The 26,859-nt window shown below is 69.1% G+C and carries 27 protein-coding genes; 9 read left to right on the top strand and 18 right to left on the bottom strand.

The window, feature by feature from the left end:
* Nucleotides 1–10: 10 nt before the first annotated feature.
* The 5 genes from AB0N22_RS15865 to AB0N22_RS15845 are packed head-to-tail and all read right to left on the bottom strand — an operon-like array spanning nucleotide 11 to nucleotide 4,900.
* Nucleotides 11–1,351, bottom strand: coding sequence for an LLM class flavin-dependent oxidoreductase (locus tag AB0N22_RS15865; RefSeq protein WP_364642272.1), 1,341 nt, complete (start codon nucleotides 1,349–1,351; stop codon nucleotides 11–13).
* A complete protein-coding gene (locus AB0N22_RS15860) occupies nucleotides 1,348–2,358 on the bottom strand; it encodes an aliphatic sulfonate ABC transporter substrate-binding protein (RefSeq protein WP_364642269.1) in 1,011 nt (336 codons plus the stop codon). Before AB0N22_RS15860 ends, AB0N22_RS15865 begins: the two co-directional genes overlap by 4 nt.
* A gap of 48 nt (nucleotides 2,359–2,406) precedes the next feature.
* Nucleotides 2,407–3,120, bottom strand: coding sequence for an ABC transporter ATP-binding protein (locus tag AB0N22_RS15855; RefSeq protein WP_364642266.1), 714 nt, complete (start codon nucleotides 3,118–3,120; stop codon nucleotides 2,407–2,409).
* Nucleotides 3,117–3,998 (bottom strand): ABC transporter permease, encoded by an 882-nt coding sequence (locus tag AB0N22_RS15850; protein ID WP_364642263.1) that lies wholly within the window; start codon nucleotides 3,996–3,998, stop codon nucleotides 3,117–3,119. Before AB0N22_RS15850 ends, AB0N22_RS15855 begins: the two co-directional genes overlap by 4 nt.
* The gene (locus tag AB0N22_RS15845) at nucleotides 3,995–4,900 is read right to left on the bottom strand and encodes a TauD/TfdA family dioxygenase (protein WP_364642260.1); all 906 of its coding nucleotides are present in this window, start codon (nucleotides 4,898–4,900) and stop codon (nucleotides 3,995–3,997) included. Before AB0N22_RS15845 ends, AB0N22_RS15850 begins: the two co-directional genes overlap by 4 nt.
* A gap of 336 nt (nucleotides 4,901–5,236) precedes the next feature.
* Here AB0N22_RS15845 and AB0N22_RS15840 point away from each other — a divergent pair, with 336 nt between their 5' ends.
* Nucleotides 5,237–5,725, top strand: a complete 489-nt coding sequence (locus AB0N22_RS15840; protein ID WP_364642257.1) for a flavin reductase family protein — start codon at nucleotides 5,237–5,239, stop codon at nucleotides 5,723–5,725.
* Nucleotides 5,726–5,802: 77 nt separating this feature from the next.
* Here the strand turns inward: AB0N22_RS15840 and rlmB are convergent, their stop codons facing one another.
* From rlmB to AB0N22_RS15825, 3 genes are read right to left on the bottom strand one after another with little or no spacing between them, the layout of a single operon-like run.
* A complete protein-coding gene (rlmB, locus tag AB0N22_RS15835; RefSeq protein WP_364642254.1) occupies nucleotides 5,803–6,747 on the bottom strand; it encodes a 23S rRNA (guanosine(2251)-2'-O)-methyltransferase RlmB in 945 nt (314 codons plus the stop codon).
* Between the two features lie 2 nt (nucleotides 6,748–6,749).
* Entirely contained in the window at nucleotides 6,750–8,162 is a 1,413-nt protein-coding gene (cysS, locus tag AB0N22_RS15830) for a cysteine--tRNA ligase (RefSeq protein WP_364642251.1), read from the bottom strand.
* Between the two features lie 53 nt (nucleotides 8,163–8,215).
* Nucleotides 8,216–10,249: a cellulase family glycosylhydrolase gene (locus AB0N22_RS15825; RefSeq protein ID WP_364642249.1), complete on the bottom strand. Its 2,034-nt coding sequence runs from the start codon at nucleotides 10,247–10,249 to the stop codon at nucleotides 8,216–8,218.
* 157 nt (nucleotides 10,250–10,406) lie between these two features.
* Between AB0N22_RS15825 and AB0N22_RS15820 the strand changes: the two genes are divergently transcribed.
* On the top strand, nucleotides 10,407–11,645 hold the full coding sequence (locus AB0N22_RS15820) for a C39 family peptidase (protein ID WP_364642246.1): 1,239 nt from the start codon (nucleotides 10,407–10,409) through the stop codon (nucleotides 11,643–11,645).
* A gap of 54 nt (nucleotides 11,646–11,699) precedes the next feature.
* Entirely contained in the window at nucleotides 11,700–12,176 is a 477-nt protein-coding gene (ispF, locus tag AB0N22_RS15815; protein WP_364642243.1) for a 2-C-methyl-D-erythritol 2,4-cyclodiphosphate synthase, read from the top strand.
* Nucleotides 12,177–12,243: 67 nt separating this feature from the next.
* Here the strand turns inward: ispF and AB0N22_RS15810 are convergent, their stop codons facing one another.
* The gene (locus AB0N22_RS15810; protein ID WP_056211551.1) at nucleotides 12,244–12,729 is read right to left on the bottom strand and encodes a CarD family transcriptional regulator; all 486 of its coding nucleotides are present in this window, start codon (nucleotides 12,727–12,729) and stop codon (nucleotides 12,244–12,246) included.
* 184 nt (nucleotides 12,730–12,913) lie between these two features.
* Between AB0N22_RS15810 and AB0N22_RS15805 the strand changes: the two genes are divergently transcribed.
* A complete protein-coding gene (locus AB0N22_RS15805; protein WP_364642239.1) occupies nucleotides 12,914–13,477 on the top strand; it encodes a hypothetical protein in 564 nt (187 codons plus the stop codon).
* A gap of 57 nt (nucleotides 13,478–13,534) precedes the next feature.
* On the opposite strand, the gene phoU is transcribed toward AB0N22_RS15805, so the two are convergent.
* Entirely contained in the window at nucleotides 13,535–14,176 is a 642-nt protein-coding gene (gene phoU / locus AB0N22_RS15800; RefSeq protein ID WP_364642233.1) for a phosphate signaling complex protein PhoU, read from the bottom strand.
* A gap of 134 nt (nucleotides 14,177–14,310) precedes the next feature.
* On the opposite strand from phoU, the gene AB0N22_RS15795 reads away from it, so the two are divergent.
* From AB0N22_RS15795 to AB0N22_RS15785, 3 genes are all read left to right on the top strand, one after another.
* Nucleotides 14,311–15,447, top strand: a complete 1,137-nt coding sequence (locus AB0N22_RS15795) for an ATP-binding protein (protein WP_364642230.1) — start codon at nucleotides 14,311–14,313, stop codon at nucleotides 15,445–15,447.
* Nucleotides 15,444–16,124 (top strand): response regulator transcription factor, encoded by a 681-nt coding sequence (locus tag AB0N22_RS15790; protein ID WP_364642227.1) that lies wholly within the window; start codon nucleotides 15,444–15,446, stop codon nucleotides 16,122–16,124. Before AB0N22_RS15795 ends, AB0N22_RS15790 begins: the two co-directional genes overlap by 4 nt.
* A 125-nt stretch (nucleotides 16,125–16,249) precedes the next feature.
* Nucleotides 16,250–16,801 carry a hypothetical protein gene (locus tag AB0N22_RS15785; RefSeq protein ID WP_364642224.1) on the top strand — a complete coding sequence of 184 codons (552 nt, stop codon included), beginning with the start codon at nucleotides 16,250–16,252 and terminating at the stop codon, nucleotides 16,799–16,801.
* Here AB0N22_RS15785 and AB0N22_RS15780 read toward each other — a convergent pair.
* Genes AB0N22_RS15780 through mshA form a run of 4 tightly spaced genes read right to left on the bottom strand, consistent with a single transcriptional unit; the run spans nucleotide 16,798 to nucleotide 20,000 of the window.
* On the bottom strand, nucleotides 16,798–17,541 hold the full coding sequence (locus AB0N22_RS15780; RefSeq protein WP_364642221.1) for a phosphoglyceromutase: 744 nt from the start codon (nucleotides 17,539–17,541) through the stop codon (nucleotides 16,798–16,800). The two genes, AB0N22_RS15785 and AB0N22_RS15780, sit on opposite strands and share 4 nt — an antisense overlap.
* 18 nt (nucleotides 17,542–17,559) lie before the next feature.
* Complete coding sequence (locus tag AB0N22_RS15775) at nucleotides 17,560–18,225, bottom strand: DsbA family protein (protein ID WP_364642219.1); 666 nt, start codon at nucleotides 18,223–18,225, stop codon at nucleotides 17,560–17,562.
* A 30-nt stretch (nucleotides 18,226–18,255) separates the two neighbouring features.
* Complete coding sequence (locus tag AB0N22_RS15770; RefSeq protein WP_364642216.1) at nucleotides 18,256–18,741, bottom strand: YbjN domain-containing protein; 486 nt, start codon at nucleotides 18,739–18,741, stop codon at nucleotides 18,256–18,258.
* The gene (mshA, locus tag AB0N22_RS15765; RefSeq protein WP_364642213.1) at nucleotides 18,738–20,000 is read right to left on the bottom strand and encodes a D-inositol-3-phosphate glycosyltransferase; all 1,263 of its coding nucleotides are present in this window, start codon (nucleotides 19,998–20,000) and stop codon (nucleotides 18,738–18,740) included. Before mshA ends, AB0N22_RS15770 begins: the two co-directional genes overlap by 4 nt.
* A 78-nt stretch (nucleotides 20,001–20,078) precedes the next feature.
* On the opposite strand from mshA, the gene AB0N22_RS15760 reads away from it, so the two are divergent.
* Complete coding sequence (locus AB0N22_RS15760) at nucleotides 20,079–20,813, top strand: SDR family NAD(P)-dependent oxidoreductase (protein ID WP_364642210.1); 735 nt, start codon at nucleotides 20,079–20,081, stop codon at nucleotides 20,811–20,813.
* Nucleotides 20,814–20,861: 48 nt separating this feature from the next.
* Here the strand turns inward: AB0N22_RS15760 and AB0N22_RS15755 are convergent, their stop codons facing one another.
* Nucleotides 20,862–22,472, bottom strand: a complete 1,611-nt coding sequence (locus AB0N22_RS15755) for a DHA2 family efflux MFS transporter permease subunit (RefSeq protein ID WP_364642207.1) — start codon at nucleotides 22,470–22,472, stop codon at nucleotides 20,862–20,864.
* Nucleotides 22,473–22,483: 11 nt separating this feature from the next.
* Nucleotides 22,484–22,939, bottom strand: coding sequence for a MarR family transcriptional regulator (locus AB0N22_RS15750; protein ID WP_364642204.1), 456 nt, complete (start codon nucleotides 22,937–22,939; stop codon nucleotides 22,484–22,486).
* Nucleotides 22,940–23,099: 160 nt separating this feature from the next.
* Between AB0N22_RS15750 and typA the strand changes: the two genes are divergently transcribed.
* Complete coding sequence (gene typA / locus AB0N22_RS15745; RefSeq protein WP_364642201.1) at nucleotides 23,100–24,968, top strand: translational GTPase TypA; 1,869 nt, start codon at nucleotides 23,100–23,102, stop codon at nucleotides 24,966–24,968.
* Between the two features lie 61 nt (nucleotides 24,969–25,029).
* On the opposite strand, the gene AB0N22_RS15740 is transcribed toward typA, so the two are convergent.
* Nucleotides 25,030–25,833: a hypothetical protein gene (locus AB0N22_RS15740; protein ID WP_364642198.1), complete on the bottom strand. Its 804-nt coding sequence runs from the start codon at nucleotides 25,831–25,833 to the stop codon at nucleotides 25,030–25,032.
* 392 nt (nucleotides 25,834–26,225) lie between these two features.
* Nucleotides 26,226–26,849 (bottom strand): alpha-ketoglutarate-dependent dioxygenase AlkB, encoded by a 624-nt coding sequence (locus AB0N22_RS15735; RefSeq protein WP_364642196.1) that lies wholly within the window; start codon nucleotides 26,847–26,849, stop codon nucleotides 26,226–26,228.
* Nucleotides 26,850–26,859: the final 10 nt, after the last annotated feature.

The following is a 26,859-nucleotide window of genomic DNA, read 5'->3' as shown; positions in this document are numbered from 1 at the left end:
TGACGCGCAGTCAGACTCTCGCCAGCTCCCTCGCGTGGAACTGGTTCGCGGGCTTCGCGAGGCCGTAGTGCTCACGCAACGTCGTACCCGTGTAGTCCTCGCGGAACAGCCCACGCGACCGCAGGATCGGCAGCACGTGCTCGATGAACGCCTCGAGCCCCGACGGCAGCGCCGGCCCCATGATGTTGAACCCGTCGGCCGCACCGTTCTCGAACCAGTCCGTGATGGTGTCGGCGACCTGCTCCGGCGTGCCGGCGACGGTGTGGTGACCACGTCCGCCACCGAGCTTCGACAGGACCTGGCGCACCGTGAGGTCCTCGCGGGTGGCCAGCTCGACGATGAGGTCGGCCCGGCTCTGGAAGCCCTCGACGATCGGCCGCTCCACGACCGAGCGCGGCAGCCGCTCGTCGAGCGCCAGCGACTCCGCCGGCACCTCGAGGATCGTCGACAGCTGCAGCAACCCGTACTCCGGGACCCGCAGGTCGTCCAGCCGCTGCGCGAGCTGCTGGGCCTCGGCCTCGGTCGAGCCGATGATTGGCACGATCCCCGGCAGCACCTTGATCCCGTCAGGATCACGGCCGATCCTGCGGGCCCGGTCCTTGATGTCGGCGTAGAAGTCCTGCGCCCGCTCGATCGTCTGGTGCGCCGTGAAGATCGCCTCGGCGTACGCCGCCGCGAACTGCTTGCCGTCGTCCGACGACCCGGCCTGCACGAGCAGCGGGTAGCCCTGCGGTGGACGCCGTACGTTGAGGGCTCCCTCGACCCGGAAGTACGTCCCGTGGTGCTCGATCGCGTGGATGCGCGAGGGGTCGGCGAACCGTCCGGCGGCCTTGTCGCCGACCCGCGCCTCGTCCTCCCAGCTGTCCCAGAGCTTGAGCGCGACGTCGAGGAACTCCGCCGCACGCTCGTAGCGGGCCCCGTGACCGAGGGTCGAGTCGAGACCGAAGTTGTCGGCCTCGCGCTGGGTCGCGGACGTCACGATGTTCCACCCCGCGCGGCCGCCGCTGACGTGGTCGACCGAGGCGAGCCGGCGCGCCAGGTTGTAGGGCGAGTTGTACGTCGTGGAGACCGTCGCGATGAGCCCGATCCGGCTGGTCGCCGCCGCCAGGGCGGTCAGCAGGGTCAAGGGCTCGAGCTGTCCGGGCGGGCGGAACTCCCCCGAGCCCTGCAACGCCGGCCCGTCCGCGAGGAACAGCGAGTCGAACTTGGCGTCCTCGGCGAGGCGCGCCAGGCGCACCCAGTGCTGCAGGTCGAAGTCGGCGTCGACGTTGCTCTCGGGCAGGCGCCAGGCCGCCTCGTGGTGGCCGGCCTCCATCAAGAACGCGTTGAGGTGCAGCTGCCGCGCGCTCACGAGGCACCGAACCCGGCGGGCAGGACGTTGTCGATGACCTTGTCGACGTCGACCTTGGTCGTGATCTCACCCGCGTCGTAGAAGTTGTCCGCGAGCTTCTGCTCGCCCTTGGCCTGCTCGGGGGTCACCGCGCCGATCTTGAAGCTCCAGGCCGCGATGTTGCTCTCGATGACCTTGGGATCGAGCCCGGTCTCCTTGACGAGCGCCTGGACGTGCTTGTCGGGGTTCTCGTGGGCATACGCGTACGCCTTCGCGAGGCGCTTCAGGACGTCGGCCAGGGCCTTCCGCTTGACCGGGTCGTCCAGCGTCTTCTTGGACCCGACGTAGAACTGGCTGCCGTAGTCGAGCGGCGGCACGCCCGCGGCAATGACCTTGGCACCCTGCGAGATCGCGAGCGAGGACTGCGGGTCCCAGATCGACCACGCATCGACCTTGCCCGCGGCGAACGCGCTCTGGCCGTCGGCCGGCGGCAGGAACACGAACTTCACGTCCTTGGTCGTCAGTCCGACGCTCTGGATCGCGTTGAGCGCCAAGCCGTGCGCGGAGCTGCCCTGGGGGATCGCGATGCGCTTGCCCTTGAGGTCGGCGAGCGTCTTGATGGGCGACCCCTTGGGCACGATGATGTTCTCCAGCGCGCGGTCAGGATCGGTGGGCGTCTGGATCGCGATGATCCGGAAGCCGAGCGTCTTGGCCGCTCCGGTGATGGGCGGGACCGCACCGACGCTGCCGAGGTCGATGTCACCGGACGCCGCGGCCTGGACGAGCGGCGGGCCGTACTCGAACTTCGCGAACTTGATCTCGTACGAGGCCGAGTCGAATGCGCCGGACTCCTCGGCGAGCTGGACGATGCCGTCGCTCTGCTCACCGATCGTGAAGGTGTACTTCTTCCACTCGGGGTTGACCTTCTCGGCGGTCGACGAGTCGGCGGCCCCGCCGCACGCGGCCAGCGTGCTCGCCAGGGCGAGCGCACCGATGGCGGCGGCGATCTTGGGCAGGGTGCGGTTCATGGTGGTGCTCCTTGGGGTTCGTTCGTTCGGGGTGAAGGGGTGGGGGGTTCAGTGCACGGCAGCGAGGCCGAGGTCGCCGAGCAGCGAGGCGCGGAGCTCCTCGCGGGCGGGGCCGAGGTCGCGCTCGTCCTGGTCGAGCCGCACGTCGTACGCGCTGCCGATGCGGCCGTCGCTCATCACGAGGATGCGGTCGGCGAGCGCGATCGCCTCGTCGACGTCGTGCGTGACGAGGAGCATCGCCGCGTTGTGCTTGCGACGCAGCTCCCGCACGAGGTCGTGCATCCGCAGCCTCGTGATGGCGTCGAGCGCGGCGAACGGCTCGTCGAGCAGCACGAGATCCGGCTCCGTGACGAGGGCCCGGGCCAGCGACACGCGTTGCGCCTCGCCGCCCGACAGCGTCTTGGGCCACGCGCGGGCATGGTCCTTGAGCCCGACCTCCTCGAGCACGGCGAGCGCTCGTTCGTCGGCACCGTCCTCGTACAGGCCGATCGCGACGTTGCGCAGCACCCGCTGCCACGGCAGCAGCCGGTCGTTCTGGAACACGATCGCCCGTGCCTTGGGCACGCTGACGGTGCCGCCGTCCGGTCGGTCCAGACCGCCCAGCAGACGGAGCAGCGTGCTCTTGCCGCACCCGGACGGGCCGAGCAGGACGACGAACTCCGACTCGCCGATCGTCAGGCTCAGGTCGTCGAGGACGACACGTTCGCCGAACCGCCGGTGCACGCTCGCGACCTGGACGGCCGCCGTGGTCGCGGTGCTCATGCCGCCTCATAGCTGGGCCGCCACTGCAGCAGCACCCGCTCGAGGGTCCGGACGAGCTGGTCGGCCAGGAGCCCGATCACGGCGTAGATGACGAGGCCGAGGAACACCTGGTCGGTGCGCAGGTAGGTCTGGGCACGGTTGATGAGGAAGCCGAGCCCGGAGGTGGCATTGATCGTCTCCGCCGCCACGAGCCCCAGCACGCTGTACGCCAGCGCGAACCGGAGCCCGACGAGGAATCCCGGGAGCGCCCCGGGCACCAGCACACGGGTGACGAGGCGCCAGCGCCGTACGCCCGCGGCCTGGGCCATCTCGATGAGGCGCTGGTCGACCCCCCGGATCGCGGCGAACAGGTTGAGGTACATCGGCACCGCTGCCCCGAACGCGATCAACAAGACCTTGGTCAGCTCGTCGATGCCGAACCACACGATCATCAGCGGCAGGATCGCGAGCAGCGGGATCGTGTTGGCGATCTGGACGAGGCCGTTGAAGACGTACTCCCCCGATCGCAGCAGGCCGGCGACGACGCCGGTGGAGATGCCGACCGCCAGCCCGAGAGCGAGCCCGAGGCCGACGCGTTGCAGCGAGATCAGGAGGTCGGGGCCCAGCTGGCCGATCTGCCAGAGGTCGACCCCGGCCTGGACGATCGCCGTCGGTGCGGGGGCGATCTTCTCCGAGACCCAGCCCAGCTCGCTGCCCACCTGCCAGGCGACGAGGATCGCGACCGGGACGGTGTAGATGCCCAGCGGCCACGCGAACCGGCGGAGGCTGCCCCGCTCGCGGCGGTCGGGGGCGGTGAACGTCTCGGTCGCCCTCGTACGTACGGGAGCGGCGGCGGGCTGCCGGGTCCGTGCGCGGGCGGGCGCGATCCCGGTGCTCATGCGGCCGACCGGCTCTCGGCGACGGTCGAGTAGTGGCTCGAGTCGCCGGTGATGGCGTACGACGGCGTGCCGTCGATCGAGACCGGCACGTCGCCGGCGACCGTGATGCGCTCGAGCCGGCGCGGCTGGTCGTCGTAGTTGTCGATGGCGTAGTGCTGCGTGATCCGGTTGTCGAAGATCAGCAGCTGGCCCGGCGACCACGACCAGCGCAGGATGTTCTCGGGCCGGGTCACGTACGCCTGGAGCAGCCGCAGCAGGTCACGCGACTCCGTGCTCGACAGTCCGACGAGGCGGCGCACGAAGCCGCCGATGAACAGTCCGCGCTCGCCGGTCTCCGGGTGCACGCGCACCACGGGGTGCGCCGCCTCGTAGACCGTCGAGGTGAAGGTGTCGTTGTACGCCTTCTGGTGGTCGGTCAACGTCTCGGGCGGCACCGCGTAGTCGTAGTCGTTGGAGTGCACCGCCCAGAGGCCGTCGGCCAAGGTCCGCAGCGCCGGCGGCAGGTCCCTGTAGGCGCCGGCCGCGTCGGCGATCAGGGTCTCCCCTCCGTACGGGGGCACCGTGATGCTGCGCAGGGTCGAGATGGCCGGCGGGTTGACGACGAACGTGACGTCGGTGTGCCACTGGTTGGCCTTGCTCTCGGTGCTGTCGACGGCCAGCACCGCGGCGCTGCCATCGGCGGCGGGCACCGTCGGGTGGGCGGTGGTGAGGTCGCCGAAGTATCCGGCGAGGCGCTCCTGACCGCGCTGGTCGAGGTTCGCGCCGTCGAACACGATCGCCTTGTGGGTGTTGACGGCGTGCCGGATCGCGGCGATCGTCTCGGGGTCGAGCGGTGCCGACAGGTCGACACCGCTGATCTCGGCGCCGATGCGGCTGGACAGCTTGCGGATGGACAGGGTCATGCGAGTTCCTTCGATGGGCAGGTGGACGTGCGGGACGGGCGCTCGGTCAGCGACAGGTCGCGCTGGTGGTCCGCATCAGGTCGATCGCGAGGCGCGCGACGAGCCAGGTCATCGAGTTCATGCCGACGACGCTAGGGGCGGCGATCCGGGCCACCCGGGGTGTCCCGTCCGCTGGAACGCATGCCGCCCCGCGGCCGGCCTGTGCTATTTCGCGCAGCGCGCGCGAAAGCACGATCTGACGCCGGCCGGCCTCAGGTCTCACGATCCGGGCCGAGCTGGATCGTGCTGCACGACGGCACAGACTCGGAGCCACATGCTCTCGGGAGAGGACCAGGAATGACCGTGACCAACGACGTGCGGCTCGAGCAGGGTCTGCGAGCCGCCATGGGCAATCTCGTGGCCGGTCTCAACGTCGTCACGACCTCGGCCGGTGCCGCGCCGCACGGCACGACGGTCAGCGGCGTCATGTCCCTGTCGATGGATCCGCCGATGGTGCTGGTCTCGCTGGGCGTACGGTCACGGCTCCTGGCGCGGCTCGAGCTCGGCACCCGGATCGGGGTCAACGTCCTGGCCGCGGACCAGGACCAGGTCGCGCTGCGGTTCTCCGGATCGGCGGCCGACCGGTTCGCGGACATCCCGTGGTTCGAGGACCACGGCGCACCGCGCATCGTCGACGCGCACGCCTGGGTCGCCGCCGACGTCGAGTCACTCGTGCCCGGGGGCGATCACGTCATCGTGCTGGGACGGGTCGTCGATGCCGTCGCCTCGCCCGGTGCCCCGTTGTCGTACCACCAGCGGACGTTCGGCACCCACCACCCGTTCTGAGCCCCCGAGATGTGGACGCTCTCCGCCCACTAAGTGGGAACCAGTGGACGGGTTCAGTCCACATCTCGGAAGCTGGGTCAGGCGCGGGCCTGGGCGATGGCGTAGAGCGCGATGCCTGCGGCGACGCCGGCGTTGAGCGACTCGAGGCCCGTCGACATCGGGATCGACACGATCTCGTCGCACGTCTCCCCCACGAGCCGCGACAGGCCCTTGCCCTCGCTGCCGATCACGACGACGACGGGACCGTCGATCATCTGCGACTCGGCGATGTCGACCGTGCCGTCAGCCGCGAGGCCGATGACCATGCAGCCGTCGTCCTGGAACTGCTTGAGGGTGCGGGTCAGGTTGGTGACGCGGGCCACCGGCACGCGCGCGGCGGCACCGGCTGACGTCTTCCAGGCCGCTGCAGTGATCTGCGCGGCGCGACGTTCAGGGATGACGACGCCGTGGGCGCCGAAGCCGGATGCCGACCGGATGATCGCACCGAGGTTGCGCGGATCGGTGACGCCGTCGAGCACCACGATCAGGGCAGGCTCGGCGCGCTCGGCCGCGAGGTCGAGCAGGTCCTGCGGGTTGGCGTACTCGTATGCGTTGAGCTTGGCCGCGATGCCCTGGTGCACCGCACCGCCGGTGAGCTTGTCGAGCTCGATGCGACCGATCTCGAGCAGGCTGACGTGCTGCTCGGCGGCGAGCTTGAAGATCTCGCGGACCTTCTCGTCGCGGTCGGTGCCCTCGGCGACGTAGAGCGCGTGCACCGGCACGGTCGCCTTGAGCAGCTCGAGCACCGAGTTGCGGCCGGCCACCCACTCGGCGGCGTCGCCCTGCTTGCGCTTGGGCCTGGCCTGCTCGCGCTTCTGCGCAGCGTTCTTCATCTTGTAGAGCTTGTGGTTGGGGCGGTCCTCTGCGCGGGGCGTCGGGCCCTTGCCCTCGAGCCCCTGCCGGCGGCGTCCGCCGGAGCCGGCGGTGGGGTTGCCCTTGCCGGTCTTCTTGATCGCGCCCTTGCGCTTGCTGTTGCCTGGCATGTCTAGTTCTCGCCCTTCACGGACCATCTCGCGCCCTGCGGAGTGTCCTCGATCTCGATGCCGGCGGCCGTGAGCTGATCTCGCACCCGGTCCGCCGTGGCGAAGTCCTTGTCGGCTCGCGCCGCCTGGCGCTGCTCCAGCAGGCCGCCCACGAGGGAGTCGATCACCTGCGCGTACGCCGCATCGTCACCTCCACGGTCCCACGTCGGGGACAGTGGGTCCAAACCGAGCACGTCGAGCATCGCTCGTACGCTCGCGAGTGCGGCCGTCAGCTCGGCCGAGGCGCCGCCGGCGAGCAGCTTGTTGCCATCCCCGATCGCGGCCTGCAGCACCGCGAGCGCGGCCGGCACCGACAGGTCGTCGTCCATCGCCGCGGCGAACTCGTCGGGGACGTCGCCCATCTCACCGGCACCGCTGACCTCCGCGGCGCGGCGGACGAAGCCCTCGATCCGCTGGAACGCCGTCGCCGCCTCGGCGAGCGACTCCTCGGAGAACTCGACGATCGACCGGTAGTGCGACGCGGCGAGGTAGTAGCGCAGGTCGATCGGGCGTACGCGCTTGACGACCTCGCTCACCAGCAACGTGTTGCCGACCGACTTGGACATCTTCGAGCCCGCGAGGTTGAGCATCGCGTTGTGCATCCAGAGCCGGGCGAACTGCTGGCCCGCGGCCCGCGACTGGGCGAGCTCGTTCTCGTGGTGCGGGAAGCGCAGGTCGAGGCCACCGCCGTGGATGTCGAACTCGTCGCCGAGGAACTTCGATGCCATCGCCGAGCACTCCAGGTGCCAGCCCGGCCGGCCGCGGCCCCACGGTGTGGGCCAGGAGGCGGACTCGGGGTCCCCTTCCTTGTGCCCCTTCCACAGCGCGAAGTCGCGAGCGTCGCGCTTGCCCTCCGGAGGCGCGTCCTCCGCAGCCTGCATGTCGTCGATCTTCTGGTTGGACAGCTCGCCGTACGACGGCCACGACCGTACGTCGAAGTAGACGTCGCCCGAGCCGTCCGATGCCGCGTAGGCGTGACCGCGCTCGATCAGCGTCTGCATCATCTCGATCATCTCGGGCACGACACCGGTCGCCCGCGGCTCGTACGTCGGCGGGATGCAACCCAGCACCTCGTACGCCGCGTGCAGCGCGCGCTCGTTCTCGTAGGCGACGGCGAACCACGGCCGGTCCTGCTCGACGCCCTTGCGCAGGATCTTGTCGTCGATGTCCGTGACGTTGGCGACGATCGTGACGGCGTAGCCGGACCGCTCGAGCCAACGCCGCAGGACGTCGAACACGACCTCCTTGCGGATGTGGCCGATGTGCGGCGGCCCCTGCACCGTGAGCCCGCAGTGGTAGATCGAGACCCGTCCCGGCTGGACCGGGACGAAGGGCTGGATCTGCCGGGACGCGGTGTCATAGAGCTGGAATGCCACGCGCCAACCCTATCGGCTCCGGCGTGGGCCACCGGACCGTCGCGCGCGCCACGTCACCGCACGGCTCCACCCGTCAGGTCGGCGGCGTAGGGGAAGTACGTCTTGGGTGCGACCGACCCGCACGGCGTGGACTCGCGCCACCAGATCGACATGTCGTCCCAGTAGCCGTGGGTCCACACCGCGCGCGACAGTCCCAGGGCCTCGTAGATGTCGTAGGTGTCCTGCGCATACGCGGTCGAGTGCGCCAGGGCGCCGCCGTTGCACGGGTTGACGACGCCGTACTCCCCCACGTACAGCGGCATGCCGGCAGCTGCCGCCACGTCGACGGCGTGCTGGACGAACGCGGTGTGCTCGGCCTTGCGCGTGGCATACGCCTTGGACGTGGAGCTGTACGGCACGTAGGACCCGCCCATCGCGGTGTTGCCGGTCTGGTCCGTGTCCTCCTTCTGGGTCGCATAGCCGCTGGACGAGTAGCCGATCCCGTGCGTGGCGTTGGTCCCGGTGGCCTGCCCGAAGTAGTCGTGGAACGTCATCACGACGTTGGGCTGCGCGACCTTGGCCAGGTCGACACCGACGAGCGACCCGCTGCCGGCGACCGGCGTCACGATCAGGATCTTGTCGGGATCGACCGCGCGCAGCGACTTGCTGCCGGTCGGTGCCAGCCACGGGGCGTAGACGGTGTCGACGAGCTTCTGCGTGCGGTCGACCGCCGTCACGCCGTCCGCTGCCGGCTCGTTGACCAGGTCCACCGCGATGACCTGCTGGCCGCGCGCGGTCGACCCGTCGTAGCGCTCGAGCACGTACCGCAGGTAGTCGGCGGTCTCCTGCAGCCCGAGGGCGTCGTCGGCGAGGGCGTCCCAGGCCGTGCTCGACGCGCACGTCGTGCCGGGGACGGCTCCGACCTTGGTCCAGGCCCACGCCGGTATGCCCTTGTGCGCGCCCGCCATGGCCGGATCCTCGCGGCACATGGCCGAGCTCGGGTTCGACGCCGTCGCGACGTTCGACAGGTGCATCGGGTCGAGGATCACGTAGAGGTCCTGCGCGATCGCCTCGTCGATGATGCGATCGAGTTGGGCGAACGCGTCGGTGTCGATGACGATCGACGAGCCGACCTGCCTCTGGAAGTACGACCAGTCCATCGCGAGCCGGACGGTGTTGAACGCCGGCGCACCGGCCCGGCCCATCGCCGCGACCTCCTCGACGACGTACGGGGTCTCCCAGACTCCCGACTTCTTGTGAGCCGTGCGCTTGATCTTGACGCCGTTGGCCACGAACGGCTCACCCGTCGCGGTGCTGACGAAGGACGACGGAGCACCTGAGCGGAACAGCTCGTTGCTCGGCACCGTGGGGGTGGCCGGCATCGGAATGCTCTGCGTGGCCGTCCTCATCTCCGAGCGCACCCATTTGATCGGCTGGCCGTTGCGCCGGGCCTGCGACTGCGTCACCCGTGCCCCGACCGTGTAGGCAGCGCCGGGCCTCAGGCCGGTGAACGTGTGGCTGGTCGTCGCGATGTCGGTCCGGTACGTCCGCCACGACGGCGTGCCGCTGCCCTCGCGCAGGTAGAGGTCGTACTGGTGGAACGGCGTCGCGGCATAGGCCGGCCACGTGACGGTGAGATCGCCGTCCGGCGTCGCCGAGGTGGTCAGGGCGCCGAGCTGCGGGTTGGTCCGCACGGCGACCTTCGAGAGGTTGGCGCTGCTCGCGAGACCGGACGTCGGGACCGCCCGGACCGTGACCTCGTACGCCTGGCCCGGCACGATGCCCGCTGCTCGGAACGACTTGGTGTAGGTCGTGCGGCCGCGCACGTACGGCACCTTGGAGGCGTACGTCGAGCCGACCCCCGCCGCCGTGCTCTGCCGCCAGGTCACCGAGCCGAGGGCCCGGTAGTGCACGACGTACTCCTTGAGCGTCCCGCCGACATGGGGCCAGCTGAGTCGCAGCGTCGTCGAGTCGGCGGCGACCTCGAGGTAGGTGATCGTGGGCGCGGGCGGCGCGGCCTGCGCGGCGCCCGACGTGTGGACCAGAGCCGCGGCCACCAGCAGCGCAGGCACGGCGATGAAGCGGACCGCTCTCGAAGACTTCGTCATGGTCAGCTCGCCATCTGTGAAGTGACACCGCGTGACCCGGACTCTAGCGACAGCGGCGGTCACCGGCACGGCGTTTCCATCCGATCAGGGAACCCGATCCCCGCTCAGCATCGCCACATCAGCCCCACTGGTCCCACGACTGACCTATCATGAGTCGATGCGCCACCTTCCCCGTATGGCCGTCGCCGCAGTGCTCGGACTCGCGATGCTGCCCGCCGTTCCAGCCTCTGCAGCGACCGACCAGGCCGCGTACGCGCGCTGGGACACCACGACCGACTTCACCAAGGGCACCTCCGTGGGACTGGCGGCCAAGGCCAGCGCGGTGACCTTGGGATCGGGCACCTCGAGGATCACGTACGACGACCCTCGGGTCAGCGGTGGCGCGCGGACCTACGACCGCGGCTACTGGACCTCACCGTGGCAGACCACGGGCTTCCCGGCGCGGACGCTGATCCCGTCGTGGAACGTCCACACCCCCACCGGCACCTGGGCCAAGATCGAGGTGCGGGTCCGCAGCGGCTCCACGATCGGCAGCTGGGACGCCGTCGCCCGCTACGCGTCCGCCACCTCGTACGTCAAGCGGTCGTCCCACTCCAGCCAGGGCGACGACCTCGCGAAGCTGTCGACCGACACGGTCGTCGCCAACACCGGCAAGACCTTCAGCGGCTGGCAGGTCCGGGTCCAGCTGATGCGGCACGTCTCGATCGACCACAGCCCTGTGCTCAACACGGTCGGCGGTGTCGCTGCGAGCTACGCGACGCGCACCGTGGCCACCAGCTCGACCTCGATGACCGCGACCAAGGAGCTCAGCGTCCCGCGGTCCTCCCAGATGATCCACAAGGGCGAGTACCCGCAGTGGGGTGGTGGCGGTGAAGCCTGGTGCTCGCCGACCTCGACCTCCATGGTCCTGCGCTACTTCGGCACGGGACCGACGCCCGCCGCGTACTCCTGGTCGCGCTATGCCGACGGCTTCGTCGCCTACGCCGCCCGCGAGACCTTCGACTACGGCTACGACGGCACCGGCAACTGGCCGTTCAACACGGCGTACGCCGCGCGCTACGGCACCGACTCGTTCGTCACCCGCCTGCACAACCTCCGCGACGCCGAGGCGTTCATCAAGGCGGGCATCCCGCTCGTCGCCTCGATCGCCTTTCCGAGAGGGGGGCTGGACGGCGCCCCGATCTCGTCCACGCCGGGACACCTGCTCGTGATTCGCGGTTTCACCGCCGGCGGCCGCGTCATCGTCAACGACCCCGCGGCGGGCAGCAACTCGACGGTTCGGCGCATCTACTCCCGGTCGCAGTTCGAGCGCGCCTGGCTCAAGGGCAGCGGCGGAGTCGTCTACGTCGTACGGCCGACGAACCGCCCCCTGCCGGCCGACACACCGCGCTGGTGACCCGGCCGCGATCGGCCGCTGCGCGTCGCGTCATGCGTACGGCATGATCGACCTGTGACCTCCGCGCGCATCGGCATCGGTACCGACGTCCATCGCTTGGTGGCGGGGCGGCCGATGTGGTTGGCCGGGCTGCTGTGGCCCGACGAGGACCAGGGCCTTGAGGGACACTCCGACGGTGACTGCGTCGCGCACGCGATCGTGGACGCCACGCTCAGTGCGGCCGGCCTCGGCGACATCGGTGGCCTGTTCGGCACGGGCGAGCCGGAGTGGGCCGGCGCCTCCGGCGTGGACTTCCTCGTCGAGGTCGAGCGGCGCCTCCGCGATCACGGGTGGCGGGTCGGCAACGCCTCGGTCCAGGTGATCGGCAACCGGCCCAAGATCGGGCCCCGCCGGGCGCAGGCGCAGCGCGTCCTCGGCGACGCGCTGGCCGCACCGGTCAGCGTCTCGGCGACGACGACCGACGGCCTCGGGCTGACGGGGCGCGGCGAAGGCATCGCCGCGATCGCCACGGCCCTCGTCGTGCCCCTCTGACCCACATGCCGGCGAGCACGACGAAGCCCCCGCCTCAGCGAGACGGGGGCTTCGTACGGATGTCAGGTCAGGACGCGAGGACCTCGTCGAGACGGGTCTCGGCCTTGTCCTCGTTGGTCTTCTCGGCGAGCGCGAGCTCGGAGACCAGGATCTGGCGGGCCTTGGCCAGCATGCGCTTCTCGCCGGCTGACAGTCCACGCTCGTGATCCCGGCGCCAGAGGTCGCGGACGACCTCGGCAACCTTCAGCACGTCACCCGAGTGCAGCTTCTCGAGGTTTGCCTTGTAGCGCCGCGACCAGTTGGTCGGCTCCTCCACGTGCTCGGCACGAAGGACTCCGAAAACCCGCTCGAGCCCTGCTTCGTCGACGACGTCGCGAACTCCGACGAGATCAAGGTTGCAAGCCGGGACGCGAACGACCAGGTCGTTCTGCGAGACGATGCGCAGCACGAGGTATTCACGCTCCTCGCCCTTGATCGTCCGGGTCTCGATGTCCTCGATGACTGCAGCGCCGTGATTGGGATAGACAACGGTTTCGCCGACAACAAAAGTCATAGAGAAAACACCTTTCCTAGGTGACCAGTCTAACATGCGCGCCGGAGGTCGATCCCTGCCGTTTCAGGCCATCCCGCCCATAGCAGATGACATCGCAGCAGGTCAAAGGCGGAGTTCGGAGCACCCTCCGATACGATCTCGATGAACCCTCGCAGCACCAACGACGGACTGGAAGCGTGATCTCGTGAGCACCGTACGACGTCGCCGCATCGCGGCCACCGCCCTTGCCACGACGGCACTTCTGACGCTCGGGGCCTGTGGCACGAGCTTCGACGCGCAGACCAACCAAGTCTACCAGGCTGCGGTCGGAGCCGACCATCGCGGCGACATCGATGCGCTCAGCACACTGCTCGTCGCCAACGAGGACGGGTCCGCGTCGCTGTCGACCAGCCTGATCAACAACACGGACGAGGGCCACGAGCTGACCTCCGTCGAGGCCACGACGATGGACGGCAAGCCGCTCGAGGTTCGCAGCGGCGAGCCGCTCGAGGTCCCGCGCGATGTCGTGACCCCGGTCGGCGCGGCCACCAGCCCCGACGGCTTCTGGATCACCGAGGGCGCGGCGGCCGGCGACTACGTCCGGCTCACGTTGACGTTCACCGACTCGGCACCCATCACGATCGAGGCGCCCGTGGTCACGCGCACCGCCGAGTACGCCGGCGTCGGCGCGCAGCCCGCAGCGGAGCCGACGGACACCGAGCAGGCCGAGCAGGCCGAGACCGAGTCCACCGAGGACGCTCCGGAGTAGCACCACGACGCACACGAAGGCCCCCAGCCGATCCGGCCGGGGGCCTTCGTACGTCCGTCAGCTCAGCTGGCCCGTGACGAGGTAGACGACGCGACGGGCCATCGACACCGCGTGGTCGCCGATGCGCTCGTAGTAGCGACCCAGCAGCGCCAGGTCGACGGCGGGCTCGACACCGTACGACCAGCTGTCGCCGAGCAGCGAGCGCAACAGCTCCTTGCGGAGCCGGTCCATCTCGTCGTCCTCGTTCTCGAGCTGCCCTGCGGCATCGACGTTGCGGTTCGCGACGATGCGCGACGCCGAGTCGATCATGGAGTCGGCGACGGTCGCCATCGCCGTGATGTTCGGGTGCAGGTGCGCCGGCACCGCGGAGTCGGGCATCCGGCGCCGCGCCACCTTGGCCACGTGCACCGAAAGGTCGCCCATCCGCTGGAGGTCGGTCAGCATGCGCAGGGTCGCGACGAGCTGCCGGAGGTCGGTGGCGACCGGCTGCTGGGTCGCGAGCAGCAGCAGCGCGCGCTCCTCGATGATCTCGGTGGCCTCGTCGATGTCCTTGTCGCCGGCGATGACGGACTCCGCGATCTGGGCGTCTGCCTCGAGCAGAGCCTTGGTCGCGTCGGCCACGGCACGGCGCACGGTCCCGGTCAGGTTCACCAGGTCGTCGACGATGGCATCGAGCTGTTCGTAATACTGATCGCGCATGTCCTCGACCGTAGGCAGGCGGGATGAACGGACGGCGACCTCCGGTGAACGCGATGTGAACAGCAACCGAAAGGCCCGTCGCTGCAGGGTTCAGAGTGGCGGCTGGGGCGGAAACGCCCTCTACGATCAATCCTGTGGAAACCAGTGCAGGACTGTTGATCGCGGGGGCGATCGGTGCCGTCATGGGCGCGATGATCACCTATGTGTGGCGCTTCAACGAGCGCCGCGAGGCGGCGGTGCCCGAGCCGTCCCCACTTGTCCCTCCCGGCGCCGACCAGGTCCTCTCCGTGATCTCGTCCTCCGCGGTGCTGATCGACTCGGCCGACACGGTCGTCAAGGCGTCGGCCCCCGCGTTCGCGATGGGCATCGTCCACGACGACCGGCTCGAGCCCGAAGAGCTCGTGGCGCTCGTCCGGCAGGTACGTCGTGACGGTCAGGTGCGCGAGGCCGACTTCGCGATCCAGCCGCGCCGGGGCACGACGTCGTACGTTCATGCGCGCGTCGCCCCCCTGACATCCCGGCTGATCCTCGTGCTCGCCGACGACCGGACGCGCGAGCAGCGGGTCGAGTCGATCCGTCGCGACTTCGTCGCCAACGTGAGCCACGAGCTCAAGACCCCGGTCGGCGCGCTCAACCTGCTGGCCGAGGCCGTCGGCGAGGCCAAGGACGATCCCGAGGCGGTCGTCCGGTTCTCCAGCCGCATGCACCTCGAGAGTGAGCGCCTGACCCGGCTGGTGCAGCAGATCATCGACCTCTCGCGGCTGCAGAACGACATGCTGAGCGACGACGCGACGACGATCAAGGTCGGCGAGCTGGTCTCCGAGGCGACCGAGCACTCCGCCACGGACGCCGAGCACAAGAAGATCGAGATCGCGACCGCGGTCGAGCCCGACCTCCACGTCCACGGTGACCGCGCCCAGCTGCACGCCGCGGTCAGCAACCTGGTCGAGAACGCCGTGACCTACAGCCCGGAGGGGTCGCGCGTCACGGTGACGGCCCAGCTCGACGGCGAGGACGTACGCCTGACGGTCGCCGACAACGGCATCGGCATCCCCGGTGACGAGCTCGACCGCATCTTCGAACGGTTCTACCGGGTGGACCCGGCTCGAGCCCGTACGACCGGCGGCACGGGCCTCGGCCTGTCGATCGTCAAGCACGTCGCAGCCAGCAACGGCGGCACGGTCGAGGTGTGGAGCGAACCGGGACTCGGTTCGTCGTTCACACTGGTCCTGCCGGCGCACAGCCACGAGATCGATGAGGAGAACGCGTGACCAAGGTACTGGTCGTCGAGGACGAGGCGAGCTACAGCGAGGCGCTGTCGTACGTCCTGCGCAAGGAAGGATTCGAGGTCGCGATCGCCGAGACCGGACCCGACGCGCTGACCGAGTTCGACCGCGGCGGCGCGGACATCGTGCTGCTCGACCTGATGCTGCCGGGCCTGTCGGGCACCGAGGTCTGCCGTGCACTGCGGCAGATCTCGTCGGTGCCGATCATCATGGTCAGCGCCAAGGACACCGAGGTCGACAAGGTCGTCGGGCTGGAGCTGGGCGCGGACGACTACGTCACCAAGCCCTACTCCCCCCGTGAGCTCGTCGCCCGCATCAAGGCGGTCCTGCGCCGCGGGTTCACCGAGGACGTCGACGACAACGCCTCGCTCGAGCAGGGCCGTGTCCGCATGGACGTCGACCGCCACCTCGTGACGATCGACGGGACGGAGACCAAGTTCCCGCTCAAGGAGTTCGAGCTCCTCGAGTACTTCCTCCGCAACCCCGGCCGCGTCCTGACGCGCGGCCAGCTGATCGACCGGGTGTGGGGCGCCGACTACGTCGGCGACACCAAGACGCTCGACGTCCACGTCAAGCGGCTGCGGGCCAAGATCGAGAAGGACCCCGCCAACCCCATCACCCTGACGACCGTACGAGGCCTCGGCTACAAGTACGACTCGTGACGAACGCTCACGATGTCGGAACCATCTGTGACGTGCTGACGCATACGCCACCTCGATCTGGGTAAGAGAGCGTTCGAGGTCGAGGGCGAGCGGGAGGCGTGACTCGATTCGGAAAGGTCAGCATCGTGAGCTCGTTGACAGACGGCTGGCACCGCCTTCCGGCGGTGGCCCGTTGGCCCATTGGGTTCGTCCTGGTTATCGGCGTCTACGCGATCGGCTACGTGGCCATAGCCGCGGCCTTCGGGCTGGACTCCGATCGGGACGACATGACGATCCGGCTCGCCCTGCTGCCGTTCGCAGCCGTGCTCTTCGGGATCGGCCTCTTGGATCAACGTCGCCGCCTTGGCGGCAAGGGGCAATTGAGCCTGTACCGGAAGGCATACCGAACCGGCGTCGTGCCCGAAGGCGCACGGGTCGACAGGTGGCGGAGGGTCGTGCGCAGGCAGGCGCGCTACTTTCGCGAAGGGCGACGCGTCTACTTGGGCCTGTACGCGATCTTCATCGCCGTCTTGGTCGTTGTCGCCGTGCTGGGGACGGTGCTGCACGGGCCCACGTGGCTGTGGTTCCTGGCTCTCGCCGCGGTGACGTCGCTGATCGCCTGGGGGACCGATCGCCTGTGGCTGTGGCGGCGCCGACAGTTCGAGCGCCTGGAGCAGGCTCTGGCGAGCAGCGGCTAGCGACCCTGGTTGGCGACTGCTGCGATCGCGGCGGCCGCGGCGTCGGGGTCGAGGTAGGTCCCGCCCTTGACCGTCGGCTTGAGGTTGTCGTCGAGCTCGTAGACCAACGGGATACCGGTTGGGATGTTGAGGCCTACGACGGCCTCCTCGCTCAGCCCGTCGAGGTGCTTGACGAGGGCGCGCAGCGAGTTGCCGTGCGCGGTCACCAGCACGACGCGACCCTCGAGCAGGTCGGGGACGATCGAGTCGTACCAGTAGGGCAGCATCCGGTCGAGCACGTCGGCGAGCGCCTCGGTGCGCGGCAGCAGCTCGTCGGGCAGTGAGGCGTAGCGCGCGTCGGACGCCTGGCTGAACTCCGAGTCGTCCTCGAGCGGCGGCGGCGGCGTGTCGTACGACCGGCGCCACGTCATGAACTGCTCCTCGCCGAACTCCTCCAGCGTGGCCTTCTTGTCCTTGCCTTGCAGAGCGCCGTAGTGCCGCTCGTTGAGCCGCCACGAACGGCGGACCGGGATCCAGTGGCGGTCGATCCCGTCGAGGACGATCTGCGCCGTACGGATGGCGCGGCGCAGCAGCGAGGTGTGGAGGACGTCGGGGGCGAGGCCGGCGCCCGCCAGCAGCTCGGCGCCGCGGGACGCCTCGGCGAGACCCTGCTCGTTGAGGTCGACGTCGACCCAGCCGGTGAACAGGTTCTTGGCGTTCCACTCACTGTGACCGTGGCGCAGGAGGATCAAGGTGCTCATGCCGACGAGCCTATTGGGTCAGTCCTGCGGGCCTTCGTCGGCCTTCCACTCCAGGTAGATCTGGTTGAGCGCCTGCACGTAGTCGTCCTGCGAGTGGATTCCGGCGAGCGTCCAGTGCTGCTCGACCACGACGTAGGGCAGCTGCGTGACGCCGATGGCCTGCCCGGTGGCCACCTGCGTACGCACCTCGTCGGCGTACTCCGTGCTGGCCAGCAGCGCCTCGGCCGTCTCGAGGTCGAGCCCCACGAGGGCGGCCCTCGTGGCCAGTGCGAACGGGTCACCGATGTCGGCGCCCTCGAGGAAGTGCGCGCGCCAGAGCTGGTGTGCGAGGTCGCGCTGGATGCCCGGACCGGATTCGTCGGCCCAGGTCAGCAGCCGCCACGCGTCGAACGAGTTGGCCCGCACGGCCTCCTCGAAGTTGAGGTCGATGCCGGTGATCCTCGCCGCAGCGGTGACCTGGACGTTGACGAGCTCGGCCTGGTCCGCGCCACCGAGCTCCTCCGCGGCCGCCGCCATCAGGAGCCGGCCGTCGCTGGGGGCCGAGGGATCGAGCTGGTAGGCCCGGAACGTGAGCTCGACGGGCTCGCCGGTGAGGATCGAGAACATCGCAGCAGCGCGCTCGAAGCGGGTGGCGCCGATGTAGGACCACGGATCCGTGATGTCGGCGAAGATCAAGACCTTCACAACGGCAACGCTACGCGATCGCGGAAGGGCTCAGCTCGACGGCTTGAGGTGCTTGAACGCGTCGAGATTGCGGGTCGACTCGCCTCGTGACTCGCGCCAGGCCCACTCCTTGCGGATCGACGACGCGAACCCGAGCTCGAGGATCGTGTTGAACGACTCGTCGGCGTACGTCAGCACGGCGCCGAGCAGGCGGTCGACCTCGTCGGCCGTGACGGCGTGCAGCGGCACCCGGCCGTCGAGGTAGATGTCGCCGGCCGAGTCGACCGCGAAGGCCACGCCGAACATCTTGAGGTTGCGCTCCAGCAGCCAGCGGTAGACCGTCTCGTGGTTCTCGTCGGGGTTGCGGCACACGAACGCGTGGATGCCCAGCGCGTGCTTGCCGATCTCGAGGCGGCACGTCGTCTGCAGCTTGCGCTCCCCCGGCAGGGTGATCTCGAAGACGCCGGGCCGGTGCTCGGTGTGCTCGAGCTCGGCTCCGGCCAGGGCCTCGAGGATCGTCGTGCGTACGTCGCTCATGCTTCGTTCTCCACGTGGGTGCGGTGCCAGGCGATCGCCTCGTCGTAGACCTTGAGCGTACGGTCGGCGGTGACGTCCCAGCCGAAGCCCTCCGCGTGGTGCACGGCCTTCTGGCTCATCGCCCCCCGCAGCTCGGCGTCGGTCAGCAGCGGGTGCAGCGCCGCGGCGTAGTCGCGCGGGTCGTGGCCGTCGACCAGCACGCCGGACACGCCGTCGGACACCGCAGTCGACAGACCGCCCACCCGCGCGGCGACGACCGGGGTGCCGCACGCCTGTGCCTCGATCGCGACGAGACCGAACGACTCGTTGTAGGACGGCACGCAGACGACCGACGCCGCGGCGTACCAGTCCGCGAGCTCGTGCTGCGACACCGTCGGGACGAAGCGGACGACGTCCTCGATGCCGAGGCGGGCGCTCAGGTCGGTCAGGGCGGACGGCCGGTCCAGGCCGGATCCCGAGGCGCCACCGACGATCGCGACGACGAGGTGGTCGCGCAGCCCGGGATCGTCACGCAGCATCTGTGCCGCGGCCTCCAGCACGACGTCGGGGGCCTTCAAGGGCTGGATGCGACCGGCGAACAGCAGGAGCGCCGCGTCGTCCGGGATCCCGAGAGCCGCTCGCGCCTCGGCCTGCCGTCCTGCGCGGAACACCTCGAGATCGACGCCTGGGTGCACGACGGCGACGTGCTCGGGCTCGGCGTCGTACATCTCGATGAGCTCGCGGCGTTCCTCCATCGTGTTGGCGATGAGCCGGTCCGCGAGCCGGACGATCTCCTCCTCGCCGTAGATGCGACCGATCGGCTCGGCATCATCACCGTCGGCGAGCATCGCGTTCTTGACCTTGGCCATCGTGTGCATCGTGTGGACGAGCGGCACGTTCCATCGCTCGCGGGCCACCGTGCCGACCTGGCCCGACAGCCAGTAGTGGGAGTGGACGAGGTCGAAGTGTCCGGGCTCCCGCTCGACCTCGGCCCTCAGCACGTCGCGGACGAACGAGCAGAGCTGGGACGGCAGGTCGTTCTTCTGGAGTCCTTCGAAGGGGCCTGCGGGGACGTGGTGCACCAGGATCCCGGGCTCGGCATCGACGAGCTGGGGCTGGTGACGCGACGTGGCGCGGGTGAAGATCTCGACCTCGATGCCCCGGGAGGCGAGCTGTCGCGAGAGCTCCAGCACGTAGACGTTCATGCCGCCGGCGTCGCCGTCCCCGGGCTGCTCGAGCGGCGACGTGTGCGCCGAGAGCATCGCGATTCGCTTGAGCATCGATCAGCCACCTTTCAACTACATCGTCTCACCCGAGGCCCAACCCGCACCCGCCCGGCGGTCTGACACGATGACGTCATGCCCACCGCCGTCGTCACCGGGGCCAGCAGCGGCATCGGCGCCGCCACTGCGCGCGCCCTCGCCCAGGCCGGATTCCACGTCTTCTGCGTCGCCCGCCGGACCGAGCGCATCGAGGCCCTCGCGGCCGAGATCGGCGGCACCGCGATCACCTGCGACGTCACCGACGAGGCCCAGGTCGCCGACCTCGCCGAAGCGGTCGGCCCCTCGCTCGACCTGCTGCTCAACAACGCCGGCGGAGCGGTCGGCACCGACCACGTCGCCGCGAGCAACCCCGACGACTGGCGCCAGATGTACGAGGTCAACGTCATCGGCACGCTCCTCGTGACCCGCGCCCTGGTCCCGGCCCTCGTGGCCAGTGGAGCCGGGACGCTGATCAACCTCGGGTCGACAGCGGGCCGCATCGCGTACGAAGGTGGCGGCGGCTACACCGCGGCCAAGCACGGCGTCGCCGTCATGACCGAGACGCTCCGCCTCGAGCTCAACGGCCAGCCGGTGCGGGTCACCGAGATCGCGCCGGGCATGGTGCGCACCGACGAGTTCTCGCTCAACCGGTTCGGCGGCGACCAGGCCAAGGCGGACGCGATCTACGCGGGGGTGCGGGAGCCTCTCGTCGCCGACGACATCGCCGAGGCCATCGTCTGGGTCGCAACCCGGCCCCACCACGTCAACGTCGACCTGATGGTGCTCAAGCCGATCGCGCAGGCCGCGCAGCACAAGGTCCACCGCACATGACGAACGGCCCCACCGGTTGCCGGTGAGGCCGTTCGGACGAGGCGCTGGTCAGTGCATGACGACCGGCGTGGCGCCCTCCTCGTCGTCGAGCAGGTGCACGGCCTCGCGCTTGCGCGGGAGGAACGCGACCGGGATCAACGTGGCGAGCAGCACCGCGAAGGCGACCCAGTAGGACGACTGGAAGGCATCCGCCAGGTCCTGGAAGCCCTTCTGGAGCGTTCCGTCCGTGACGTTCAGCATGTCGACGAGCTTGCTGCCGTTCTCGGTGTGCGAGCTTGCCGCCAGCTGGGCTGCTGTCAGACCGCCCTCGACGCCCGGCAGCTTCTCCGAACCGGCCAGGACGTCGCCACTCTTCATCGCGTTGGTCAGCACGACCGAGATCGTCGCGATGCCGGTGGCGCTGGCCACCTGCTGCGTGACGTTGAGCAGCGTCGACCCACGGGCGACGTCGGCCGCCTTGAGCGTCTTGAGCGCCGACGTGAACAGCGGCATCATCGTCGCGCCCATGCCGAGACCAGTGACGAACAGCCAGCCCATGATGGTCCAGTCGGACGTACCCGGATCGGTGCTCTGGGCGAGTCCGAACATGCCGATCAGGATGCCGAGGAAGCCGAACGGGACGATGCGACCCACCGGCATCTTGTCCGTGAGCGCGCCCGCGATCGGCATCGTCAGCATCGCGCCGATGCCCTGAGCCGCGACCAGCAGACCCGCCTTCTTGACCGAGTAGCCGTCGACCTGCTGGAAGTAGGTCGGGACCAGCAGCAGGGCGCCGAAGAACGCGCCGGCGAACAGGAACATCGTGATGATCGAGACGGTGAGGTTGCGGTCCTTGAACAGTCGCAGGTCGAGCAGCGGGTGCTGCGGCTTGAACGACCAGAACACGAACGCACCGATGAGGAGCACCCCGATGATCGCCGGCAGCAGCACCTTCGTGGCCGCGACCGTACCCTCCTCGGGGATCGACGAGACGCCGTAGAGCAGCGAGGCGAGACCCGGCGACAGCAGGATCATGCCGACGACGTCAAGCGACTCGCTCGGCTCCGGGGCGTCCTTGGGCAGGACGCGCGAGGCGTACACGAGGCCGATCAGGCCGATCGGCAGGTTGATGAGGAACACCCAGTGCCACGACGCAGCGTCGATCAGGACACCACCGAGGATCGGGCCCATGATCGGGCCGAGCAGCATCGGGATGCCGAGGATCGCCATGAGGCGGCCCATGCGGTGCGGTCCTGCAGCCTTGGTCATGATCGTCATGCCGAGCGGCATCAGCATGCCGCCACCGAGGCCCTGAAGCACCCGGAAGCCGATGAGGGCCTCGATGTTCCAGGCCGTCGCGCAGAGCAGCGAGCCGATCGTGAAGAGGGCGATCGCCGTCATGTAGAGCCGCTTGGTGCCGAACCGGTCGGCCGCCCAGCCGGTGAGCGGGATGACCGCGGCGAGCGCCAGCATGTACGCCGTGGCGGTCCACGCGACGGTGGAGTAGGCCAGCGGCTCGTCACTGCTCGACAGCTCGGTCTGGAACGTCGGCAGGGCGACGTTGACGACCGTGACGTCGAGGATCGACATGATCGCGCCGAGCACGACGACGCCGGCGATCTTGAGCAGCTCCGGGGTGATCTTGTCGCTGTCGTCGATCTGTCCCGTTGGGGAAGTCATACGCATATCTCCTAGTGGGTGTGCCGGCGCAGGGTGTCGCCGGCGAGGATCTCGCTGATCGCGCGATGCAGGTTGTCGCGCTGGTCTTCGGGCAGGTCCGCCGTGAAGGCCTTGATCGACTGCCGCTTGCAGTCGATGTGTTGCATGCTGAGCTTCTCGCCGACCGGGGTGAGCGAGACGAGCTTGACCCGTCGGTCGTCGGGGCTCTCCCGACGCTCGACGACATCGAGCTTGAGCAGCTGCTCGACGTTGCGACCGGTCGCTGCGTCCGAGAGGCCGAGCGTCTTGGCGATCGCGTGGATCGGCATGGGCTCGCCCTTCTTGGCGAGCAGGAACAACGTCCGTGCCTGCGAGAACGACAGGTCGAGCTCGACCATCGCGTCCATGCCGTCGGACTCGGCGAGTGTCATCAAGCGCATGATGAAGTCCTCCAAGGCGGCATAGAGATCGTCCGGTGAGGTGGGCACGGGAAAAACCTAACGTTGATGCAACCTTTGTGCAAATGAAGTGTTTGTGAACGAGCAATGACCTGCGTGCGGCCGCGATTCGTCTCTCACGGGTCGTCCCCCGTAGAATGGGAAGGCTCCGAGGTGCTCGAGCATTCCCCACGCATAGGACTTTTTTCGCATGCCCATTCGCTCCGACCTGCGCAATGTCGCAATCGTCGCCCACGTCGACCACGGCAAGACCACGCTGGTCGACGCCATGCTCCAGCAGCAGGGTCACTATGACGAGCACCACCAGCTCGCCGAGCGCGCCATGGACTCCGGCGACCTCGAGCGCGAGAAGGGCATCACGATCCTCGCGAAGAACACCGCGGTGAGCTACAACGGTCCCGGTGCTCCCGACGGCGGCGTGACGATCAACATCATCGACACCCCCGGGCACGCCGACTTCGGCGGTGAGGTCGAGCGCGGCCTGTCGATGGTCGACGCCGTCATCCTGCTGGTCGACGCGTCCGAGGGCCCGCTGCCCCAGACCCGCTTCGTGCTCCGCAAGGCCCTCGCGGCCCACATGCCCGTCGTGCTGGTCGTCAACAAGGTCGACCGTCCCGACTCGCGCATCGCCGAGGTCGTCGACGAGACGTACGAGCTCTTCCTCGACCTGCTGGAGGACGGCGCCAGCGAGGACGCCCTCGACTTCCCCGTCGTGTACGCCTCCGCCCGTGCCGGTCGCGCCTCGCTCAACAAGCCCGAGGACGGCGGCATGCCGGACAGCGACAACCTCATCCCGCTGTTCCAGACGATCATGGACGCGGTGCCGGCCCCGGAGTACACCGAGGGCGCGCCCCTGCAGGCCCACGTCACCAACCTCGACGCCTCGCCGTTCCTCGGCCGGCTCGCCCTCGTCCGCGTCTTCGAGGGCACCCTCAAGAAGGGCGCCCAGGTCGCGTGGATGAAGCACGACGGCACGACCGAGCGGGTCAAGATCACCGAGCTGCTCGTCACCAAGGAGCTCGAGCGCGTACCCGGTGAGAGCGCCGGTCCCGGCGACATCGTCGCGATCGCAGGCATCCCCGACATCACGATCGGCGAGACCCTGGCCGATCCGGAGAACCCCGTCGCGCTGCCCCTCATCACGGTCGACCAGCCGGCCATCTCGATGACGATCGGCACCAACACCTCGCCGCTGGCCGGCCGCGAGAAGGGCACCAAGGTGACCGCCCGCCTCGTCAAGGACCGGCTCGACCGCGAGCTGATCGGCAACGTGTCGCTCAAGGTGCTCGACACCGAGCGCCCCGACGCCTGGGAGGTGCAGGGTCGTGGCGAGCTGGCCCTGGCGATCCTCGTCGAGCAGATGCGCCGCGAAGGCTACGAGCTGACGGTCGGCAAGCCGCAGGTCGTGACCCGCGAGGTCGACGGCAAGCTGCACGAGCCGATGGAGCGCCTGACGATCGATGCGCCCGAGGAGTACCTCGGCGCCATCACCCAGCTCCTGGCCGTCCGCAAGGGCCGCATGGAGCAGATGATCAACCACGGCACCGGCTGGGTCCGCATGGAGTTCATCGTGCCGGCGCGTGGCCTGATCGGCTTCCGCACGGAGTTCCTGACCGACACCCGCGGCACGGGCATCGCGCACCAGACGTTCGAGAAGTACGAGCCGTGGGCCGGCGAGATCTCGACGCGCCCCTCCGGCTCCCTCGTCTCGGACCGCGCAGGCGCCGCGACGTCGTACGCCATGACCAACATCCAGGAGCGCGGCACGCTGTTCATCGAGCCCGCGACCGAGGTGTACGAGGGCATGATCGTCGGCGAGAACTCCCGCTCGGACGACATGGACATCAACATCGTCCGCGAGAAGAAGCAGACCAACGTCCGCTCGAACGCCGACGAGTTCGAGAAGCTCGTCCCGCCGCGCAAGCTGTCGCTCGAGCAGTCGCTGGAGTTCTGCCGCGAGGACGAGTGCGTCGAGGTCACCCCGGCCAACGTCCGTATCCGCAAGATCATCCTCGACGCCACCGAGCGCGACCGCGCCAACCGCCGCGCCAAGAAGTAACCTGCCGGGCGGTGGGTTAGCGTCCAGCTGACCAGCCGAGCGGTGACCTGGCGTCCAGCTGTCAGGGGATCTTGGACGCTAGGTCACCGCTCGATGGGATACGGGTGAAGAGGGACGACCATCTGGCGCCGAAGACGGGCGGCGGGCCGTCATAGCCCCGATCGATCAGCTTCTGATGGATCAGCAGCATCAGGGCACGGGGCTGCCGGAGCATCTCGTTCGTGATCTGTACGTACGCGACGAGCTCGTCGCGAAACCCCGCGTACCGCGTGATGTCGATGTTGAACTGCTCGACCGTCTCGGCGTGCTGACGGCCCTCGTACTCCAGGACGAGCAGCCAGATCCGGAACAAGAGGTCGACGCAACCGAGGTGTCGGCCGTTGAGCACGAGATCCACGTTGACCTCAGGCCTCGGCAGTCCGGCGAAGACCACCAAAGCCCGGGTCTCGGACTCCTTCAGCGAACGAGACGCCGCGTCAAGGTGCGGCAGCACGCGCCGGACCTGGCGCGCGCCCGGGCGCCAATGATCGCGCCGCGCGAGCTCGCCCGCCTCGAGTATCGTCATGTGCCGTCGATGCAGCAACCAGTCGCCCACCTTGATCGCGTCGATCATCCGAGCGTCCGAGCAGTACTGGAGGAACGCCGCGGCCGGAGTCACCCCCACGTCGTCCAGCGGCGGGAGGACCTCCGTTCGGTGGAGGAAGACATCGTCGAGATCGAGGTGCAGGTCGCCCGCGACAGTGAACCGGACCGGTGTGACGGGACCGAAGGCGAGACCCAGCGCCTGGATGCGGCTGAGGTGGCTGAGCTGAGCACGATTTGGCATTGCCAGCTTCGCGCCCGCGATCTGGTCTAGATCGCTCATCGCATGATCCACGTGGACCCACACTCGCGGGTAGATTCTGCGGAAGCGCTTGCCACGCAACACCTTCTCCGAGACGCCGAGAGCTCGTGCGCTTGCTGCTGTGAACGGGCCGGCCAAGAGCGCAGGTGGAAGGCCCATCGGTGGAGGCATGCTTCCACCATCGACCCCCGGTGCCCGTGCAGCGGCGCTTGGCAGCTCGCCTGTGGACGCCTGGACACCGCTGCGGCAGTGTGGACACGGATCGGTGACACAGCGTCCAGAGAGAGTGCTGGCTTGGACGCCTAGTCACCGCCCCCGCAGCCGACTGGACGCCGAGACACCGCTCCCGCAGCCGACTGGACGCCAAGTCACCGCCCCCGCAGCCGACTGGACGCTAACCCACCGCCCGGGGGTCAGAGGACGTTCTTCGGGCGGAACTGGACGCTGATGCGGGGGCCGACGGGCTTGGCGGTCTTGAGGATCGCGTGCTCCCACGTACGTTGGCACGTCCCGCCCATGACGACGAGGTCGCCGTGCCCCAGGGCGAACCCGATCTGCTTGCCACCGCCACGGGGGCGCAACGACAGCCGGCGGGCAGCGCCGAGCGAGACGATCGCGACCATCGTGTTGTCGGTCCGGCCCCGGCCGATGCGATCCCCGTGCCAGGCCACGCTGTCGCGACCATCGCGGTAGTTGCACAGCCCAGCGGTCACGAAGCGCTCACCGAGCTCGGGCTCGTAGTGGTCGCTCAACCGCTCCCGCGCCTCGAGCAGCAGCGGATCGGGCAGCCGCGCGCCGACGCCGTAGTGGCACAGCAGACGGGGCACGTCGACGACCCGGTCGTACATCTCCCGGTTCTCCGCCCGCCACGGCACCTCGGCCTGCAGGCGAAGAAACAGGTCGTCGGACCCCGTGACCCAGCCCGGCTGCACGTCGACCCAGGCACCGTCGGTCAGCACCGTGCGAGCCGGCGCGAGCGCGCCGAGGCCGGTGGGTTGACCCATGTCGAGCAGCGATCCCTGGAAGAACTCCTCCATACCGCCATCG

This window comes from Aeromicrobium sp. NPDC092404, from assembly GCF_040684095.1.
In the GTDB taxonomy this organism is placed as follows: Bacteria; Actinomycetota; Actinomycetes; order Propionibacteriales; family Nocardioidaceae; genus Aeromicrobium.
The sequence above is the reverse complement of the archived record's forward strand: the minus strand, read 5'-3'. Positions and strand labels throughout refer to the sequence as shown.

Excerpts from the sequence above, each read along its gene's own strand:
- AB0N22_RS15860 (WP_364642269.1), bottom strand. The coding sequence starts at position 2,358 with ATGAACCGCACCCTGCCCAAGATCGCCGCCGCCATCGGTGCGCTCGCC.
- AB0N22_RS15855 (WP_364642266.1), bottom strand. The coding sequence starts at position 3,120 with ATGAGCACCGCGACCACGGCGGCCGTCCAGGTCGCGAGCGTGCACCGG.
- AB0N22_RS15850 (WP_364642263.1), bottom strand. The coding sequence starts at position 3,998 with ATGAGCACCGGGATCGCGCCCGCCCGCGCACGGACCCGGCAGCCCGCC.
- AB0N22_RS15845 (WP_364642260.1), bottom strand. The coding sequence starts at position 4,900 with ATGACCCTGTCCATCCGCAAGCTGTCCAGCCGCATCGGCGCCGAGATC.
- AB0N22_RS15840 (WP_364642257.1), top strand. The coding sequence starts at position 5,237 with ATGACCGTGACCAACGACGTGCGGCTCGAGCAGGGTCTGCGAGCCGCC.
- rlmB (WP_364642254.1), bottom strand. The coding sequence starts at position 6,747 with ATGCCAGGCAACAGCAAGCGCAAGGGCGCGATCAAGAAGACCGGCAAG.
- AB0N22_RS15825 (WP_364642249.1), bottom strand. The coding sequence starts at position 10,249 with ATGACGAAGTCTTCGAGAGCGGTCCGCTTCATCGCCGTGCCTGCGCTG.
- AB0N22_RS15820 (WP_364642246.1), top strand. The coding sequence starts at position 10,407 with ATGCGCCACCTTCCCCGTATGGCCGTCGCCGCAGTGCTCGGACTCGCG.
- AB0N22_RS15810 (WP_056211551.1), bottom strand. The coding sequence starts at position 12,729 with ATGACTTTTGTTGTCGGCGAAACCGTTGTCTATCCCAATCACGGCGCT.
- phoU (WP_364642233.1), bottom strand. The coding sequence starts at position 14,176 with ATGCGCGATCAGTATTACGAACAGCTCGATGCCATCGTCGACGACCTG.
- AB0N22_RS15780 (WP_364642221.1), bottom strand. The coding sequence starts at position 17,541 with ATGAGCACCTTGATCCTCCTGCGCCACGGTCACAGTGAGTGGAACGCC.
- AB0N22_RS15770 (WP_364642216.1), bottom strand. The coding sequence starts at position 18,741 with ATGAGCGACGTACGCACGACGATCCTCGAGGCCCTGGCCGGAGCCGAG.
- mshA (WP_364642213.1), bottom strand. The coding sequence starts at position 20,000 with ATGCTCAAGCGAATCGCGATGCTCTCGGCGCACACGTCGCCGCTCGAG.
- AB0N22_RS15760 (WP_364642210.1), top strand. The coding sequence starts at position 20,079 with ATGCCCACCGCCGTCGTCACCGGGGCCAGCAGCGGCATCGGCGCCGCC.
- AB0N22_RS15755 (WP_364642207.1), bottom strand. The coding sequence starts at position 22,472 with ATGACTTCCCCAACGGGACAGATCGACGACAGCGACAAGATCACCCCG.
- typA (WP_364642201.1), top strand. The coding sequence starts at position 23,100 with ATGCCCATTCGCTCCGACCTGCGCAATGTCGCAATCGTCGCCCACGTC.
- AB0N22_RS15740 (WP_364642198.1), bottom strand. The coding sequence starts at position 25,833 with ATGAGCGATCTAGACCAGATCGCGGGCGCGAAGCTGGCAATGCCAAAT.
- AB0N22_RS15735 (WP_364642196.1), bottom strand. The coding sequence starts at position 26,849 with ATGGAGGAGTTCTTCCAGGGATCGCTGCTCGACATGGGTCAACCCACC.